Raw genomic sequence first — 17,630 nt, 5'->3', positions numbered from 1 at the left:
GAAAAGTCGCCCTGTCCGTCATGAGAGGTGTCATTTCCGACGCGCATGTCGCCGGAAATGACGGAGTTTCCTTTCCTTCCGTCGTCTGCGGACGACTCAACTCTGCGAGGCTCTTCTCCAGGAGGGTTTTTCAACAGCCTGCGGGACCACCCGTAAAACGGGTGGTCCCGACCTGTTCGTCCCATCAACTTTTGAGTTTTCGTTTTTTTGCAAGCTTCACAAGCTCATACCACAGCACCGACGCGGCGGCAAGGCCAACCGCTGTGAACAGCTGTGTGACGGTGAGGGGGGCAAACTTCAGATAGGCTGAGACCGGCGTGTACAAAATCACGGCCAGCAGCGCAATTGTGCCCAGGTTGACCGCCCACATCACGCGGTCTTTGATGAGCCGCTGGGCAGAGCGGTACGCAAAGTCGTGGTTGGAGCTGTTGACCTGCACCAAAAACAGGTTTGCCAGCATGATGATGGAAAGACCCATGGCGCGGGCCGCCGGCGCGTTGACGGGATCGCCGGAGAGCGTCAAAAAGTAAGCGCCAAAGGATGCGGCAAACACAAAAATACCTTGCAGCACGCTCTTGCCCAGCAGTCTGCCGGTCAGCAGCTGTTCCTTCGGGTCACGGGGCGCACGATCCATAATATCCTCTTCCGCGGGCTGGCGCTCCAGTACAATGGAGCAGGTCGGGTCGATAAGCACCTCCAGCAGCACCACATGCAGCGGCAGAAGCAGCAGCGCGGCGGGCGCAATACCCAGAAACGGCGCCAGCAAGGATGCAAATGCAATGGGGATATGGATGGTGAATACATAGCCCACCGCCTTGCGGATGTTGTCGTAGATGCGCCGCCCGTCACGGACTGTCTCCACAATGGTGGTGAAGTTGTCGTCCATCAGAATCAGGTCGGCGGCCTCGCGGGAAACCTCGCTGCCGCGCTTGCCCATGGCAATACCGATGTCGGCGTATTTCAGTGCCGGCGCGTCATTCACACCGTCGCCGGTCATGGCCACGATCGCGCCGTTTTCCTGAAAGGCCTTGACGATGCGCATCTTGTGTTCGGGAATGACCCGGGAGAAGATGGAGACGGTCTTGACCGCTTCCCGCAGTTCCGCATCAGACATGCGCTCCAGCGCCTCGCCGGTAATGATATTCTCGCTGCCGGGAATTCCAATTTTTTTGGCAATGGCGGAAGCGGTCATCCCATTATCCCCGGTGATCATAACCACGCGGATGCCCGCGCGGCTGCAGACGGCAATATCGGCCTTGACGCTTGCGCGGGGAGGATCGGCAAGCCCCACCAGCCCCAGCAGCGTCAAGCGGCAGTCGGTGATGGAAGCGGGGATGGCGGATTCGTTTTCCGGATGGGCGCTCGCAATGGCGATGACCCGCAGTCCCTGCGCGGAAAGCGTTCTGATCTCTGCTTCCGCGGCATTCCGTTGCGCGTCCGTCAGTTCGCAGATCATCAGGATACGCTCCGGACTGCCCTTGGCGGCAATGACCAGCTCGCCGTCCCTGCGCCAGACGTGTCCCATCATTTTCAGTTCATTGGTAAAGGCGTATTCCCGTACAAGCGCATTGGCAAACAAGCGCTCCTTGGAAATGCCATGCGCTTGACAACAGCGGAGCATGGCCTTTTCCATGGGGTCGTAAGCGTCGGTTTCGCAGCCGAGCCCCATCGTCTCGATAAGCGCCTGCTCGGTACCAGTTGCCACCCAAGTTTCCTGTACGGTCATTTGGTTCATGGTGATGGTACCGGTCTTATCTACGCAGAGCACAGAAACAGCACCCAGCGTCTCCACGCTGGGCAGCTTGCGCACCAGCGAGTTTTTCTTGGCCAGCCGCCACGCCCCCATGGAGAGAAATACCGTAAGAATGACCGGAAACTCTTCCGGAATCATGGCCATGGCAAGCGTCACACCGGAAAGAATGCTTTCAATCAGACGATCGGCAAACGGATGGTCGGGAATATTGAACCATGTGAATACGGCCACCAGGGCAAACAGCGCACCTGCTATGATGGCGCAGGTTTTCACCAGCTTGCCGGTTTGTTTTTGCAGCGGCGTATCCTCCTGCGGCGCGGCGGCGACGCCAAGCCCGATTTTTCCGTATTCGGTCTGCGCACCGATTTGATCCACCTGAACCGTGGCGGTGCCCTGTGTGACGAGGGTGCCGGCATAGCAGCAATCACGGCGCCAGTAATCCTTTGCGGCTTCGGTGCTTTCCGTAGGGATTTTCCAGACCCCCTCTGCTTCGCCGGTAAGGGAGGATTCATCCACACACAGATCGGCACAGCGCAGCACTACGCCGTCCGCCGGAATCTTGACGCCCTCGCAGATCATCATCAGATCGCCCGGCACCAGATCGGCACTTGCGATCTGCTGTTCTTTGCCGTCCCGCATGACGGTGATGTGCGGTGCGGACAAATCCTTCAGCGCATGGAGTGTCTTGTCGGTTTTCCACTCCTGAATCACATCAATGCTGATGATGCCTGCCACAAAAATAAGCATAATCGCACCGTCTCTCGGCTCTCCGAGAATGAAATAAATAATTGCAGCGGCAATGAGCAGCAAAAACATAGGCTCACAGATAATGTGGAATACTTTTTTGAGAAAGCGTTCCTTCTTCTGCGGCGACAGTTCGTTTTTGCCGTATTTGTCCTGCAATCGCTTTGCTTCGGCAGAGGTTAGCCCTGCCTGATTCGGTTGGGTGGCTGTCATAAAAGAATCCTCCGTTTCCCGTTGCCGTCTGGCATTACGGTGTCATGATTTCTCCTATGGCACTCCATTTGAGGTCGGCTGTTCCATAGATGGGTATAAAAACAGCACACCCATGGAACATACAACTGTCCCACAGATGTGCATAAGCTGCAATCTGCTGCCGCCGGCAAAGCGGCCCGGCCCCACGCCCTTACGGGCATCGCCTGCTCAGTTTGTACTGGTGATCTCGCATTCTGGCAGAGCCGGAATGTAATGCAGTGCAAAGAGATTACTATCTATTATATGAGAGAGATTACGGATTGTCAACGAAAGATATCGGGGCGTTCGCAGGGAGAAAAGTAACGCTTCCCCCCTGCCGATTGTACCAGCAGGCGCCGGGCGCGGCGGCACACACTTTTCTCACATATAGCGAATAACGGCTTTTCTGAACGAGAAGGCCCGACGCCCCAGAGCAGGGCGCCGCGTCAAGATAGAGAAAGCCCCCGAAAACGTAGTGCTTTCGGGGGCTTGTGGCGGAGCGGGTGGGATTCGAACCCACGGACGGTTGCCCGTCAACTGATTTCGAGTCAGTCCCGTTATGACCACTTCGATACCGCTCCATATCAAATTATGAACATGCCATGGAAGAAACCGTGAGCGGGATGGTTGGCGCTTTACCGGAGCTTTGCTCGTTATAACGCCCGAAGCCCTCGTGCAGCAAGGCTTGCCGGTCCAAGTCAGAGGCGATCCCGCATAGTCTGCAAGCCGGTCCCGGCACCCGATAAAAGCTGCAGAAGAAATGCGCGGCGGCGGGAGGGCGTTTGGACGAAGGCTTTGGGGCCGCTTCGGGCTTTGAATAGAATACCGTATTTTTGGGGGCTTGTCAATATTGCAAGGCGGGGTAAAATAAGATATAATCTTAAATCGACCGGGAAAGCAACTACATCCGCAGGAACGGCGCAGCGATTTGGCTGGAACAGAAAGGAATGGCAATGGAAGAATTAAAACGGCGCATTCTCAGTGACGCGGTGGTGGGCGAAAGTGACATTATTCATGTGGACATGTTCCTGAATCACTGCATGGACATGGAATTAATGGAGAAGATGGGGAACGAACTGGCGCACCGCTTTAAGGGGGAGCGAATCACTAAGGTCCTCACGGCGGAGAGTTCCGGAATCGCTTTGGCCTGTTTTGTGGCGCGGGCGCTGGATGTACCGGCGGTCTATGCTAAAAAATTTCAGACCGGCTATATCGACCCGGAGGTCTATTCCGCGGAGACGCATTCGTTTTCCCTGGAGAAGTCTTACACCTTGCGGGTATCAAAAAAATATTTGGATAAAGATGATGTGGTGCTGCTGGTAGACGATATCCTGTCTAACGGCCAAGCCATTCTAAGCCTGCTGGAGCTGGTAGCGAAAGCCGGGGGCGAGGCGGCGGGAGTGGGCGTGGCCATCGAGAAGTCCATGCGCGAAGGAGGAAAGGTGCTGCGCCGCATGGGACTGAGAGTGGAAGCGCTGGCTACGGTTCTCCGAATCGAGGGCGGAAACATTATTTTGGCATAAGGGGCAAACGCTATGACGCAGGAGATGCTGGACAAGATCAACCAGGCCAATGCTTTTATGCACCATAACCATATCCGGGTTGTGCGTCAGGAGCGGGATCAGGCCGCTGTCTCATTGGAATTGTGTCCTGACAGCCTGAATCCCTTTGGGATGCTCCATGGGGGCGCCTATTTTACGATGGCGGACTGCGCCGGCGGTGCGGCGGCCAGAAGCGACGGGCGGCGGTATGTGACCCTGGAGGGCTCCATCCACTTTATCCGTGCGGCAAACGAGGGTACCGTCACGGCCCAGGCCCGGGTCCGGTACCGCGGCGGCACCACCTGTCTGGTGGAGATCGACATTAAAGATGAGACGGAACGGCTTCTGGCGACCGGAAACTTCACGTTTTTCTGCGTTGGAACACTGGAGACATAGGACACAGACGCCCTGGCTGCGGCCGGGGCGTCTGTCCATTCAGGGACAGACGCGCAGGCGCATGGCCAGGGGACGGCCGCCGTATGCGGCCGGCTGCTCCGCTTCGGCGCGGGGAGCGCAGCGCGGGGGAAAGAGCGTGTTGGAGCGAAACAAATCGAGCGGTTCCGGCGCTGGCCGCGGCGCGCTCCGCCCGCTCCCGCTTTTGTCGGCGCACAGGGGGACGTCAGGCTTGCAAAAGCGAGAAAAGAATGATAGACTGAAACGAATCGCCAATCGCCCGAAAAGAGGGAAACGTGACATGAAGCGTAAGGCAAAGGCAAGCGCCCTGATTCTAGCGGCAGTGCTGGGCAGCGCGGTACTGCTGGGCGGCTGTGCCCGGCAGACGGGCGCCGCAGATCCGGTGGCCATCACCGTGTGGCATTATTATAACGGCGCGCAGCAGGTGGTCTTCAGCCGCCTGGTGAACGAATTCAACGAGACGGTGGGCGCGCAGCAGGGGATCGTAGTGGAACCGCACAGCTATGGTACCATCGGTGATTTGACCCAACAGGTGAAGGACGCCATTTATGACAAGGTGGGGGCGGAGCCGCTGCCCGACCTTTTTGCCGCCTATGCCGACACCGCCTATGAGATCGACCGGTTGGGCATGCTGGCCGATTTGGGGGAATATCTTACCACGGAGGAGCAGCAGGCCTACATCGCCGCCTATCTGGATGAGGGACGTTTTGACACGGGCGGCTTTAAAATTTTCCCGGTGGCCAAGTCCACCGAGCTGCTCAGCGTGAACAAGACGGAGTGGGACGCTTTTTCAGCGGCCACCGGCGCTTCGGAAGCCGACCTGGCCACCTGGGAGGGCATTGCCTCGCTGGCGGAACGTTATTATGATTGGACGGATGCCCGGACCCCGGATCTGTCCGGCGACGGGAAGGCCTTTTTCGGCCGGGACGCCTTTGCCAACTACATCTTGATCGGCAGTATGCAGCTGGGAGTGGAGCTGTTCTCCGTGGAGGATGGCCGGATCACCCTTCAGGTGGATCACGACGTGATGCGCCGTCTGTGGGACAATTACTATGTTCCCTATGTAAAAGGCTACTACGCCTCCTATGGCAAGTTCCGCAGCGATGATTTGCGTACCGGGGATATTGCCGCTTATGTGGGCTCTACCAGCGGAGCGACCTATTTCCCCGGCGAAGTCACTCGGGCCGACGGAAGCACCTACGCCATTGAGGGGGCGGTATACCCTCTGCCCAATTTTGCGGGGACCCAGCCCATGGCCGTGCAGCAGGGCGCGGGCATGGTGGTGGTCAAGTCGACCGAGGAGCGGGAGCGGGCGGCCGTGACCTTTCTCAAGTGGCTGACTGCGCCGGAGCAGAACATCGCATTCGCGCTTGCCTCCGGCTATCTGCCGGTGACCCGCGCGGCCAACGATGTGGAAACGCTGCTCCAGGCGGCACAGGATGCGGAAGTGGAGATGACGCCTGTGCTCCGGGGTACGCTGGAGATCGGCGTAGAGATGTCCGAAAACTACGAATTCTATACCAGCCGGGCCTTCGCGCAGGGATACGAGGCCCGTCAGGTGGTGGAAAATTCCATGTCCGGCCGGGCAAAGACGGATCGGGCGGCCGTGGAAGAGGCCATGGCACAGGGCGTGGACCGGGACACGGCGCTGGCTCCGTTCCTGGAGGACGCCTGCTTTGAAGGCTGGCTGGCGGAATTCAACCGGGCGCTGGCTCAGGCGGCGCTTTCCTGAGCAGCGGCGGAGAGGAACAAGGAGGTGGAGCCGTTTGCGGAAAAGAAAAAGGCAGGGGCGGGCGGCCGTCCGCAGCGGCTCCATCCGAAGACGGCTGCTGCTGATGCTGATGGTGCTGCTCCTGCTGCAGACGGCAGTCTACCTGCTGGTGTTTTTCAAAGGCGGGGTGCAGGGAGAGGCGAGAAAAAACGCCTTTTCCATCTTTCGGGAGCAGACCGCCAACCGCGCCCTGGATCTGGGCAACGATATGGTGGAGCGCTGGTCCAACACCCGGGAGGGGGAGAACGACGTCTATGCCGCCGTGGGGGAACTTCTGGACGAGTATGGATTGACGGCGGAAGCGCTGCTGAAGGACAGCGTCCTTTGCCGGCAGCTGGTAGCCGATACGGCGGAGCATGTCATCGCTATGCTCCGCCGCAACGGCGTCACGGGGGCTTTCCTGGTATTGGACAACACGGAGGAGGAGGGCGGACGCCCCGGGTTTTATGTGCGGGATTACGACCCGGCCAGCTATGCCGCGGGCAACGCGGATCTGCTTCTGGAACGGGGACTGCCTTCGGTGGCACGGGAGAACGGCGTGGCGCTGGACAGCTATTGGAGCGCTTTTTTTGACCTGGATGATGCGCCTGCGCCGGAAAACCAATATTTTTTTGCACCGCTGCAGGCGGCTGCCGCAGTGGAGCCGGAGAACCGCAGCAGGGAATACTTTTACCACTGGAGCGGCCGGTTCCGGCTGAGCGAACTGGACCGGGACGTGATCACTTATTCCGTCCCGCTGATCTGGGAAGACGGGACCCTTTTGGGCGTGCTGGGCATCGACGTGAGCTGCGACTACGTGGCCGGACAGCTGCGGTATCAGGAGCTGGGAGACGGTACGGCGGGGGCGTACTTCCTGGGGATCAGCCGGGATGGCGGAACGACCTATACCACGGTATGCACCAGCGGCGCCAATTTCATCGCATGGTTCGGTCAGGCGCCGTCCATCGCCCCGCAGCAGACCGACCAGGAGGGGGTGGTGTGCTTTCGGCAGGGGACGCGCACCCTGTACGGCGTGGTCCAGCCGCTGAAGCTTTACAACGTCAATACGCCCTTCGAAAAGGAACAGTGGGCGCTGGTCGGCCTGCAGAACGGAGCGCATTTGCTGGCCAGCACGCAGCGCATCCAGCGGTTGATCCTGGTCAGCGCCCTGGTGTGCCTGGCCCTGGGGGTATGCCTGATGCTGCTGGCGGCCCGCTATCTGACCAAGCCGCTGACCAACCTGGTCTCGGCGCTGGAGAAGAGCGACCCGGATAAGCCCATCCGGCTGCCGCGGCTGGGAATGTCGGAAATCGACGCCCTTACCGGCGCAATCGAAAACCTGTCCAATTCGGCCACAGAGTCGGCCTCCCGCACCTCCAAGATCCTTGCCATGATCCACATCCCCATCGGCGTTTTCAAGTATCAGAAGGACGGCCAGAGCGTTTTCTGCAGCCGCAGCCTGTGCGAGCTGATGGGCTGGCCGGTGCCGGAGGAGGACACCTATCTGACCTCGGCGGAATTTCGGGGCCGGATGGAGCACCTGCGGGCCTATCAATACAGCGGGGAGCCGGCCATCTACCGCCTGCCCGGCGAAGGCAGCGGGAACCGCTGGGTGCAGCTGACCTGGCGGGAGGAGGGAGACACGATCCTTGGCGCCTTTGAGGATGTGACCCGGGACGTGGAGGAGAAGCGGAGGATCGAGTACGAGCGGGATTTCGACATCCTGACCGACCTCTATAACCGCCGGGCGTTCGACCAGCAGCTGCGCAAGCTTTTTTCTCCTGCGCGGCGGGGCCGGCTGCAGGTGGCCGCGCTGCTGATGCTGGATCTGGATAATCTGAAATACGTCAATGATACCTATGGACACGACTATGGGGATCGCTACATCCAGGCATTCGCCAAGTGTCTGGAGTCCTTCTATTGCTGCCGCAGCGTGGTGGGCCGCCGTTCGGGAGACGAGTTCAACGTGTTCCTGTACGGCTACGAGAATCAGGAGGCGGTTCGTGCCTGCCTGAAACGATTCCGGGACGAGGTGGGCGAGGCCAGCCTGGTGTTGTCCACGGGGGATCGGATGCGGGTACGGGCGTCCGGCGGGCTTGCCTGGTACCCGCGGGACGCTGGGAATTATGAGGAACTGCTGCGTATGGCGGATTTTGCCATGTACTCCATCAAGCACACGGTCAAAGGCCGGATTCAGGAATTTGACCGGGAGGATTACGAGCGCAATTCCATCCTGATCCAGGGCCAGGACGCGCTGAACCGCATGATCGACGGCAGACTGGTGCGCTATGCTCTGCAGCCCATCGTTTCCGTAGCGGACGGGGGTGTGTATGGCTATGAGATGCTTATGCGCCCCCAGCTGGAGCAGCTGAAGGACCTTCGTTCCCTGTTTTTGCTGGCGAAGGCGGAGTCCAAGCTGCTGCAGATCGAGGAGTTGACCTGGGCTGAGACGCTGGCCGCTTTCGACCGGCTGGATCGGACCGGGATGATCGCGCCCGGGCAAAGAGTATTCATCAACTCCGTGGCCAGCCAATGCCTTACCGACGAGGATCTGGCGGCCCTGGAGCAGCGCTACGGCCGCCTGCTCTCCCGGGTGGTCATCGAGATCACGGAGGGGGAGGCGTCCGTGGGGAACATCACCAGCCGGAAAAAGCACCGGGCGCAGCTGTGGAACGCCCAGCTGGCGCTGGACGACTACGGTACCGGCTTCAACAGCGAGGCGGTGCTGATGGAGTATGCCCCCGACCTGGTCAAGGTAGACGTGTCCATTATTCGGGGCATCGACGCAGACCCGGACCGGCGGGATCTGCTCAACAGCCTGATCGGCTATGCCGGCACGCGGAATATCCAGGTGCTGGCGGAGGGCGTGGAGACCGCGGCGGAGCTGGAGACGGTCATTGCCTGCGGTGTGGATTACATCCAGGGCTATTACATTGCCCGGCCGGACTTCGAAGTCCGGCCGATCCCGGCCAGAGTACAGCAGGAGATCTTAACGCTCTACCGCAAATATACCTTTGGCTGACGCGGGCCGGCACGCCCGAAGAGGGATGCGCCGTCCCGGCATCAGGAAGGCGGGACCGGAACAGAGAGAACCGGCCGCGGATCTTTATGATCCGCGGCCGGTTTGCTGCAGTTCTGTCATTCGGCTTGGGAGAAGGCCAGCAGCATCTGGGCCAGCTGGGCCCGGGTGAGGGGCTGGGCAGAAGCGTTGGAGGCGTCATAGGAGAGATTGGCCAAAGCGGCGCAGCGGGTGAGCATCTGCTCCATCTGAGTCCCGGTAACGGCTTCGTCCGGGAGGAAGCGGCCCTGGCCATCCCCTTCCACGATGCCGTTCGTGACGGCCCAGCCCACATAACCGCTGTACCAGGAGCCGGAGGAGACGTCGGAACAGGCGTCGCTCTCCGCCTGCACGGCGCCGGCCATGCGTGCCAGCACCGTAATGGCCTGGGCGCGGGTCACGGCGGCGTCGGGGGAGAAGCGGTTCCCGCCGGTGCCCTCCATCAGGCCGCTGTCATAGACGAATTTGACCGCCTCATACGCATCGCTGCTCTGCGGCACATCCCGGAAGGGCGGCGCGCCCACAGTGAACTGCCACTGACTGGCGCCCACATACTGCTGCGTGCCGCTGCGTACGGCCACGGTGAGCTGATAGACGCCGTCCTCGGTGGGCAGGATAGCGGCAATGGCCTGCGCACCGTCGGAGAGCAGGCAGGATTCCGCGTAATTTTCGCTGGGAACGTCGGTGATGGTGAGCTGGATCTGGCTGTCGTCCAGATCTTCCACACTGGCCTGGATGTCGGCGAGGGCCACGCTCTGGCCGGAGGCGATGCTGGACATGCCCGCGCCGCCGTTGACGGTGAAGCTGACCCGGGTCTTGCCGGAGGCGTCGGAATCACAGACCCCGGAGAAACTCTTGACGGCCTCGGTCAGAATAAACTCGGTGGAGCCGGAGCCGCCGGCCTGGCCCTGCTGTGCGCCCATACCGCCGCCAAAGCCCTGGCCCTGAGGGCGCTCCATGTCCTGGCCGCCCTCAGGCGGGGTCCCGGCCCCGCCGTTTTCCGGGCGCTGCCCCATCTGAGACGGGTCGAAGTCCTCGGGCAGCGCGGGGGGCTGGCCCTCCGCGCCGGGCTGGAAGTTCTCCGGTGGTTCAAAGCCGTCGGGAAGGGGCCCCGCTCCGGGCCGCTGGCCTGCCCCGAAGCCGCCCATCATGCCCGATTGGTTGCCGCTGTAGCATTGGAGCACGCCGTCCACAGAGACGGAATAGACGGTATTCAGCGCCAGCGTGGGCGCAGTCAGGGTAATGGACTGGCACGTTTTCCGGGTGACGGCGCTCCAGAGCGTGCTGCCCTCGGCGTCGGTGAGCGTGACCTGGCTGCCCGCCGGGAGCGTGGAGGCAAAGGAGAGCTCCAGATAGGGCTGCGCCGAGTCGCTGTCCGCCGCGTCGTTGCGGGTGCCGAACGCGTACAGCGTGCCGCCGTTGATGGTGATGGCGCCATCGGCGTCGATGCCGCCGTCCGGAGAGGTCTCGTTGGCCATGGTCCAGATGGTGCCGCCGTTGATGGTGAGATATCCGTTGGAGTCAATGCCGTCGCCTTCAGACCCCAGTCCGGCGTTGACGGTCAGGCTGCCGCCGTTGATGGTGGTCACGGATACGCCGTCCTCGTTGGTGTTGATGCCGTCGTCCTGACTTTCGATGCAGATGGTGCCGCCGTTGTCGGTCAGGTGCTGTTCGGAGTCCAGACCCTCGTTGTCGGCCACGATGTTGAGCACGCCGGTATCGTCGCCGTTGTCGCCGCTGAGGTTCATGCTCATGCGGGAATAAAAGGCCCCGTCGTACTTGTGCAGCTTCTTGGTCGTGCCCTCCTTGTAGATACGGGCCACGTGGGAGCCGGTGATGTTGTTCTCACTGCCCGCAGCGAGGATCACGTTGGCGCCGGCCGCGGAGGTGTCCGCCACGCCGGAGGCGGCGTAATCCTCTGCACCGCCCGCATCGTAGGCCGCCCAGTCCGTATCGCACTCATAGACCCGGTAGAAGAAAACGGCCGGAGCCACGGTGCAGGTGAGATCGACGTTGTCCAAAATCAGGGTGACCACCGCGCCGGGATCGGTTTTGGCCCCGTCGCCCAGGTCCACGAAGATCTGTCCCCTGGACAGCGTTCCGGTGATGCGGTAGGTGCCCGGCCGGGTGATGGTGACCCGGGTGTGGGCGCCGGCCTCCTCAGCGGAGTGCATCTCCTCTGCGGAGCCCTCGCCGTAGGTACTGTCGGTGCCGTCCGCATAATAGATGATATCCGCCCCGGTATAGACTGCGTCGGCGGGATCGGCGGAGGCAGGCGTTCCATCCACCTTGACGCCGCTGTCGGAGAGCGTGATGAGCACCTCGCCGCTGCTGGCGGAGGCCGCGCAGGCGGTCACGCCGGAACTGAGCAGCAGGGCTGCGGTCAAAAGAAGCGAAAACAGCTTTTTACCCATAAAAAATCACATCCCAACCTTTTGTAGTAAGCGAAGTATAGCACGGAAACCTGAAATCAGTCTGAAGACGAGCCGCAGCCCGGCGAAAAATCGCCGGGCTGCGGAAAAAGGCAGGAGGCCTAGACCGGGAGAACGCCGATGTAGGAGAGCAGGGAACAGGTGAGGTAGGCGGCCTCATCCCGGGTAGTAGCCTCGCCGGGGGCGATGGCATAGAGGCTGTCCCACAGCAGGGTGCCCGTTTTGCCGCTCGCATCGGTCTGACTCATGGCCAGCAGCCACGCGCCCTCCCGGGACCAGTCGGCGTAAGGGGCCAGGGCTTCATAGAGCGCCAGGGTGTCCGGGACCTGACGGGCGGAGCTGTCCAGATACATGTTCAGCCGCCGGCCCAGGCGGCCCATGATGGCGATGAACTGTTCGTGGGTCACAAGGTCGTCGGGGCGGAACAAGCCGCCGCCCACACCGTTGACCAGGCTCATTTCCGCCAGGGCGTTGACGGCAGGGCCATACCACGCGTCCATCGCTACGTCGGAGAAGTGGCTTTCGCCGGAAGGCACGTCGCAGTGGAGCGCCTGAGCCAGCAGGGCACAGAGCTGGGCCCGGGTCAGGGTGTCGAAGGGGCGGAAGAACCCGTCGCCGGAGCCCTGCACCACGCCGTAGGCAGCCAAGGCGTCGATCTGGGCGGCAAAGCGGGATTGGGCCGTATCCGAAAAGCCGCGGCGCTGATACGCCTCCAGGCCGCACCGGGCGGCCAGGTCCGCGGGAGAGATGGTGTTCCAATCGGCTCCGCTGCCCTGAAAGACCCGCACGGCGGAGGGCAGGGCCTCCAGCAGAGCGCGAAAGGCGGCGCGGTAGTCCTCAGAGAGGGCCTGCTCCAGGTCCACATACCAGCTGCGGCCGAAGTCGATGCGCAGCATACCGCGGTTGTCCCCCTCCGGCGCGGGGGAGGACAGGAGCCGGGCAACTGCGGCGGCATGGCCCGGCGCGACCAGCAGATGCGGGATCACCCCGATCGTGTCGGTAGTGCTGCCGCCGGGGGAGAAGAAGCGGAAAGCGGTGATCTTGATGGCGTCCCCCTCGGCAAAGAGCAGAGGATAGGAGGTTTGGTCGAATACGTTCTGCCCCACGCCCTTGCCGAAGGTGCGTTCCCCGATGATCAGGCCCGCCCCGGTATCCCGCACCCCCGCGGCGAACAGCTCGGAGGCGCTGGCAGTCTCGCTGTCGGTCAGAAGGATGACGGGGGAATCGGTGCGGGCCGCCTCCTCCGCACCGTAGCCCTGGTAACGGCCGCCGCTGTCCCGCAGCCAGGCCAGCACACCCGCGCCGGTAAAGCAGGCGGTGGACTGGATGGCGGCGTTGACTTCGCCGCCGCCGTTGCCGCGCAGGTCCACCACCCACACGTCGGCCTGCGCTCCATAGGCGTCGATGGCCTGGGTAAAGTGCGCCAGCGTTTCGCCTCCGAAGGTATCGCAGTCGATGTAGCCGATGTGGCCGTCCCAAAGCTCGCTGACGGTGGCGGGCAGTACGATGGCCCGCCGCTGTACGGTGAGCGTATACTCCGTTCCGCCGCGGAGGTAGGTCAGAGCGACCTGGGTGCCCGTCTCCCCCTGCAGCCAGGAGGAGAGCAGTTCGGGGCTCTCTCCCGCGCCGGGGCGCCGGCCTTCCACGGCTACGATCACATCCCCGGCCATCAGTCCGGCCTCCTCCGCCGGGGTATCCGCATATACCCGCTGGAGGGAAAGGCCCTCCGCAGTGAGACGGTAGGCCACGCCGATGCCCACAAGGGCCTGATCGCTCATGGAGCCGGTAAACTGCCGGTATTCCTCCGGCGTGAAGTAGTAGGTATAGGGGTCGCCCAGCGCGCCCAGGATCTCCTCCAGTGTGGGCAGATATAAAATTTCTTCCGGAATGGGGTCGATGTAATAGGTGCCCAACAGCATCCGGGCCTGGTCCAGGTCCAGGGCCTGGGCGGCGGGAGGGAGGAGCAGAGACAGGGCCAGCGGAACGGCCAGCAGGCGGGCGCGGTGTGTTCGGTTCATAGAGGGGCCTCCTCAAAGGACAAAATATTATGTCACCTGATTGTACGACAAATCGGGAGCGGACGCAAGGCCCGTTCCCGATTTGTTTCCATTTGTCATTTTTGGATGCCGGAGCAGGGGCAAGGCCGGGCGTCCGCTGGCCCCCAAAGCCCGCGTCAGCCCTCTCGGAAAAGCGGCTTTGCCGCTGTTTCGACGATCACAGCGCCTGAAAGCGCGCGGCCCCCGCTCGGAGCAGATGACGCTCCATCAGAGCGGCGCACACCAGCAGCGCAGCGGTGCATACCAGCAGGAGCAGGGACTCGCCCACCAGGCCGCCCAGAGCGATCTGCAGCAAAAGCCCCGCCAGAGAGACGGCCATGGGGACCAGAACGCCGATGAGCGAGGCGGCGGACTGCTTGACCACCGCCGCGTCGCTGAGTGCATCCAGCTTGGGGAAGCAGAGGTTGACATAAAGTCCGAATGGGGCGGTAAAGAGCGCGAAGGCGATCCCGGAGAGCGCCACCAGCAGTCCGTCCAGCCAGGAAAGGCCCAGCGCCAGGGAGAGCAGCGCGGTACCCGTCAGCAGGCAGGGGAGGGTGAGCAGCAGCTGGAAACCGGCCTTAATCCGAAACAGCGTGGCGGTGCCCACAGGAGCCTCTTTCAGGATCCACAGCCGGTTTCCCTCCAGGCTGATGGAGGAGGCGGTCACCGCCGCAGTGGAGAGCACGAACCATATCCCCGCCGCCAGCAGGCCGGTCAGGGGGAGCGTCAGACCCCCGGCCTCCACCTGCGCCAGCAGCGCATCCAGCCGGGCGCGCTGGAACAGCGCCGCCACGCCTGCCGCCGGCAGCAGGAGCAGGCCGAAGCCGGCGTTGAACAGGTAGACGGGGGTGCCGAAAAAGCGCAGCGCCTCCCGCTTCAGCAAGGCGCGCCGCGGTCCGGCGGAGGACAGACGCTCCAGCCGGTAGTCCGAGCGTACCGAGCGGGCCGAGAGCCGGGTGACGATCTGCTTGTACCGCATGGCAAACAGACGTACCACCAGCAGAAAGGGAAGCAGGCACAGGGCAAAGAAGCCCAGCAAAGCCAACGCGTCCCCGCTGCAGAGGCCCCGCTCCATCAGCAGCAGGGGCAGCGCCCAGCCCGACAGGGCGGTGCGGATGCTCCCGGCCGCCTGCCCCATCTGGGTCAGGATGCGGTTGAAGCGGAACAGTCCCCAGAAGAGCAGGAGGAAAAAGAGCAGATAAAACAGATTGGACCAGAGCGCCCGCCGGGCCGTTTTACCGGAGAGCACGGCCAGCACGTATCCGGCCGTCAGGGAAATGAGGGTAGGCAGCAAGGCCAGAAACAGGGCCGAGAGGATCAGCAGCAGGAAGAAGACCACGCCGCCCCCGCCTCCGTGCCACAGATAGGCCGCCCCGGCGGGCAGCAGCATAAAAAATACCGAGACCAGATTCTCCAGATAGAGCGCCAGCGTACGGGAGAGCATCAGCGTAAAGGCGGATACGGGCAGAGCCAGCATCAAGTCGTTGTCCCGGGTCCCGAAGACCACGCCTTGTGCGGCGAAGAGGGAGAAGAGCACCCCCATGACCACCGCCAGCAGGGACATGATGGGCAGCAGCAGCGAGAGCTGCCCCACCTGGGCCAGCTGAGCGGCAAAGAGAAAGCTGTATACGCCGGAGAGATAGAGGGACAGGCCGGCCAGCAGAAGCAGGGCGCCGGCGCCCGTCGCATGACGGCCGGATTTTCGCCCGCCGAACCGGAAGGTGGTGAGCATGGCCCGAAAGTTGAGGGAGAGAAGCGAGCGGAATTTCCTCATGGCTGGCTCGCTCCCTCCAGTTCCAAAAAGACCTCCTCCAGTGTGGAGTCGCCCACCAACTCCGCAGTGGCCCCCTGGCGCACCAGGCGGCCGTCCTTGATGATGGCGATCCGGTGGCAGAGCTTTTCAGCCACCTCCAGCACGTGGGTGGAAAAGAACACGGCGCCGCCTGCCGCGCACAGCTCCGCCAGATAGCCCTTGAGCAGGTGGGAGGCGGCGGGGTCCAGGCCCACGAAGGGTTCGTCCAGGATCAGCAGACGGGGCTTCCGCATCAGGGCGGAGATGAGAGCGAGCTTCTGCTTCATGCCGTGGGAATACCCGCCCACCGCGCTGCCCAGGCTGCCGGTGAGCTGGAAGGCGTCGGCGTACTTGGCGATGCGCTCCTGACGCACTCCGCCGGGGAGCTCATACAGGTCGGCGATAAAGTTCAGGTATTGGATCCCGGTGAGAAAGTCGTACAGGTCCGGATTGTCCGGCAGGAAAGCGGTCACCGCCTTGGCGGCGATGCTCTGGCGGCGGATATCGTGGCCGTCGATGACGATGGTCCCCTCGGTAAAGTCCATCACCCCGGCGACCGCACGCAGAGTGGTGGTCTTGCCCGCTCCGTTGTGGCCGATAAAGCCAAAGATTTCACCGGGTGCAACGTTCAGGCTCAGGTCATCCACCGCCCGCTTTCCGCCGGGATAGGTCTTGGAAAAATGTTCGATCTTCAGCATATGGATCTATGCCTCGCCCACGATCTTCACTGCGGTACCGTAGGCGGTCACCTCCGCCGCCCCCTGCATCACCGAGGCGGAGGCGTAGCGCACGTTGATGACGGCGTCTGCACCCAGCGCCTGGGCCTCATCCACCATGCGCTTGGTGGCGATCTGCCGGGCCTCCACCAGCATCTGGGTGTAACTCTCGATCTCGCCGCCTACCAGGGTCTTCATGCCGGCCATAAAATCCTTGCCGAAGTTCTTGGACTGGACCACACTGCCCTTGACGATGGTCAGGGCCTCGATTTTTTTCCCGGGGATGGAATCAATATTGAGAAGCAGCATCCTCTTCTCCTCCTTGTATTTGTTTGATGCGCTGGATCAGGGCCAGCACCACGCCGACAATGACCACCATCGGCGCGGCAATCAGAAAGATCAGCAGGCCCAAGGGCGGCCGGTCTACAGGGTCCACGGTGCAGGCCCATACGAGAAAGGCGATGGTCAGCCCCATCAGGCCCACGAAGACCAGTGCCGCGGTCACTGGGCCCAGGTAGCGGGCCATGGTATCTTTTTTTCGGATGTTCACAAATCTCGTTCCCTCCTGTTCCATACGTTCCATGCGCCCCAGCCAGTCGTCTGCCTCCAGACCGGGCAGCTGCGCGCCCGCATCCGCAAGCTCCTGACACAGGCGCTGCATCGTGGCCAGATTTTGCTGCTGGCGTTCCAGCTGGATCATATGCCGCCGCAGGCCGTCGGTCAGCGTGAGAGCGCCCTGCTGCATCCGGCGGATCTCCTCCAAGGGCACGTCCAGCTTGCGCAGCAGCTTGATCTGACGCAGCACGGTCACGTCGGCCTCCCCGTAATCCCGATAGCCGTTTTCCTTATTGCGGCCGGGGGAGAGAAGCCCCTCTTTTTCATAGAAGCGGATGTTGCGTTTGGTCACTCCGACCAGTTGTTCCACCTCGTTGATTTTCATCGTTTCACCTCCCACTGGTCTAAGATATACCCTCCACCGGATGGAAGGTCAAGCAAAACTTTTCGGCATTCGTAGTATACACCCGGAGGGACCGGAGTTCCACCTCATATTCTGCGCGCGGAAGGCGCCGGATAAAGCGCGCAGGAAGCCGCGGATGCTTGAACAGGGGAGCCCGCTGCGGGAAAAATACGGTTGACAAACCAGTGCGGTACCGCTATAA

The 17,630-nt window shown here is 62.1% G+C and carries 11 protein-coding genes, 1 tRNA gene and 1 riboswitch; of the genes, 4 read left to right on the top strand and 8 right to left on the bottom strand.

The features are described 5' to 3' along the window. Window positions 1-184 precede the first annotated feature (184 nt). Window positions 185-2,710 (bottom strand): cation-translocating P-type ATPase, encoded by a 2,526-nt coding sequence (locus MR825_RS04195; RefSeq protein WP_256176110.1) that lies wholly within the window; start codon window positions 2,708-2,710, stop codon window positions 185-187. A gap of 123 nt (window positions 2,711-2,833) precedes the next feature. Further along, window positions 2,834-2,931: riboswitch (NiCo riboswitch) on the bottom strand. A gap of 289 nt (window positions 2,932-3,220) precedes the next feature. Further along, a tRNA-Ser gene (locus MR825_RS04190) sits at window positions 3,221-3,309 on the bottom strand. A gap of 372 nt (window positions 3,310-3,681) precedes the next feature. Here MR825_RS04190 and MR825_RS04185 point away from each other — a divergent pair. The 4 genes from MR825_RS04185 to MR825_RS04170 all read left to right on the top strand — a co-directional run bounded on the left by MR825_RS04185 (window position 3,682) and on the right by MR825_RS04170 (window position 9,455). Then, window positions 3,682-4,251 carry a xanthine phosphoribosyltransferase gene (locus MR825_RS04185; RefSeq protein WP_186907191.1) on the top strand — a complete coding sequence of 190 codons (570 nt, stop codon included), beginning with the start codon at window positions 3,682-3,684 and terminating at the stop codon, window positions 4,249-4,251. Between the two features lie 12 nt (window positions 4,252-4,263). After that, window positions 4,264-4,665, top strand: coding sequence for a PaaI family thioesterase (locus MR825_RS04180; protein WP_186907012.1), 402 nt, complete (start codon window positions 4,264-4,266; stop codon window positions 4,663-4,665). 298 nt (window positions 4,666-4,963) lie between these two features. Then, on the top strand, window positions 4,964-6,415 hold the full coding sequence (locus MR825_RS04175) for an extracellular solute-binding protein (RefSeq protein WP_287879060.1): 1,452 nt from the start codon (window positions 4,964-4,966) through the stop codon (window positions 6,413-6,415). 34 nt (window positions 6,416-6,449) lie between these two features. Then, window positions 6,450-9,455, top strand: coding sequence for a bifunctional diguanylate cyclase/phosphodiesterase (locus tag MR825_RS04170; RefSeq protein WP_287879058.1), 3,006 nt, complete (start codon window positions 6,450-6,452; stop codon window positions 9,453-9,455). Window positions 9,456-9,571: 116 nt separating this feature from the next. Here the strand turns inward: MR825_RS04170 and MR825_RS04165 are convergent, their stop codons facing one another. From MR825_RS04165 to MR825_RS04140, 6 genes are all read right to left on the bottom strand, one after another. Beyond that, complete coding sequence (locus MR825_RS04165; RefSeq protein WP_287879056.1) at window positions 9,572-11,905, bottom strand: carbohydrate-binding domain-containing protein; 2,334 nt, start codon at window positions 11,903-11,905, stop codon at window positions 9,572-9,574. Between the two features lie 119 nt (window positions 11,906-12,024). After that, a complete protein-coding gene (locus MR825_RS04160; protein WP_287879054.1) occupies window positions 12,025-13,941 on the bottom strand; it encodes a S41 family peptidase in 1,917 nt (638 codons plus the stop codon). A gap of 196 nt (window positions 13,942-14,137) precedes the next feature. Continuing rightward, on the bottom strand, window positions 14,138-15,736 hold the full coding sequence (locus tag MR825_RS04155) for a hypothetical protein (RefSeq protein WP_287879052.1): 1,599 nt from the start codon (window positions 15,734-15,736) through the stop codon (window positions 14,138-14,140). Beyond that, complete coding sequence (locus MR825_RS04150; protein WP_186907018.1) at window positions 15,733-16,452, bottom strand: ABC transporter ATP-binding protein; 720 nt, start codon at window positions 16,450-16,452, stop codon at window positions 15,733-15,735. The genes MR825_RS04155 and MR825_RS04150 overlap by 4 nt, the downstream gene beginning before the upstream one ends. 6 nt (window positions 16,453-16,458) lie before the next feature. Next, complete coding sequence (locus MR825_RS04145; protein WP_256176106.1) at window positions 16,459-16,779, bottom strand: YbjQ family protein; 321 nt, start codon at window positions 16,777-16,779, stop codon at window positions 16,459-16,461. Next, window positions 16,760-17,410, bottom strand: coding sequence for a MerR family transcriptional regulator (locus MR825_RS04140; protein ID WP_186907020.1), 651 nt, complete (start codon window positions 17,408-17,410; stop codon window positions 16,760-16,762). The genes MR825_RS04145 and MR825_RS04140 overlap by 20 nt, the downstream gene beginning before the upstream one ends. Window positions 17,411-17,630: the final 220 nt, after the last annotated feature.

Source organism: Lawsonibacter sp., from assembly GCF_022777125.1.
Lineage (GTDB): Bacteria > Bacillota > Clostridia > Oscillospirales > Oscillospiraceae > Lawsonibacter_A > Lawsonibacter_A hominis.
The sequence above is the reverse complement of the archived record's forward strand: the minus strand, read 5'-3'. Positions and strand labels throughout refer to the sequence as shown.

Coding starts and splice junctions, on each gene's coding strand:
- MR825_RS04195 (WP_256176110.1), bottom strand. CDS start 2,710: ATGACAGCCACCCAACCGAATCAGGCAGGGCTAACCTCTGCCGAAGCA.
- MR825_RS04165 (WP_287879056.1), bottom strand. CDS start 11,905: ATGGGTAAAAAGCTGTTTTCGCTTCTTTTGACCGCAGCCCTGCTGCTC.
- MR825_RS04175 (WP_287879060.1), top strand. CDS start 4,964: ATGAAGCGTAAGGCAAAGGCAAGCGCCCTGATTCTAGCGGCAGTGCTG.
- MR825_RS04160 (WP_287879054.1), bottom strand. CDS start 13,941: ATGAACCGAACACACCGCGCCCGCCTGCTGGCCGTTCCGCTGGCCCTG.
- MR825_RS04140 (WP_186907020.1), bottom strand. CDS start 17,410: ATGAAAATCAACGAGGTGGAACAACTGGTCGGAGTGACCAAACGCAAC.
- MR825_RS04155 (WP_287879052.1), bottom strand. CDS start 15,736: ATGAGGAAATTCCGCTCGCTTCTCTCCCTCAACTTTCGGGCCATGCTC.
- MR825_RS04185 (WP_186907191.1), top strand. CDS start 3,682: ATGGAAGAATTAAAACGGCGCATTCTCAGTGACGCGGTGGTGGGCGAA.
- MR825_RS04150 (WP_186907018.1), bottom strand. CDS start 16,452: ATGCTGAAGATCGAACATTTTTCCAAGACCTATCCCGGCGGAAAGCGG.
- MR825_RS04145 (WP_256176106.1), bottom strand. CDS start 16,779: ATGCTGCTTCTCAATATTGATTCCATCCCCGGGAAAAAAATCGAGGCC.
- MR825_RS04180 (WP_186907012.1), top strand. CDS start 4,264: ATGACGCAGGAGATGCTGGACAAGATCAACCAGGCCAATGCTTTTATG.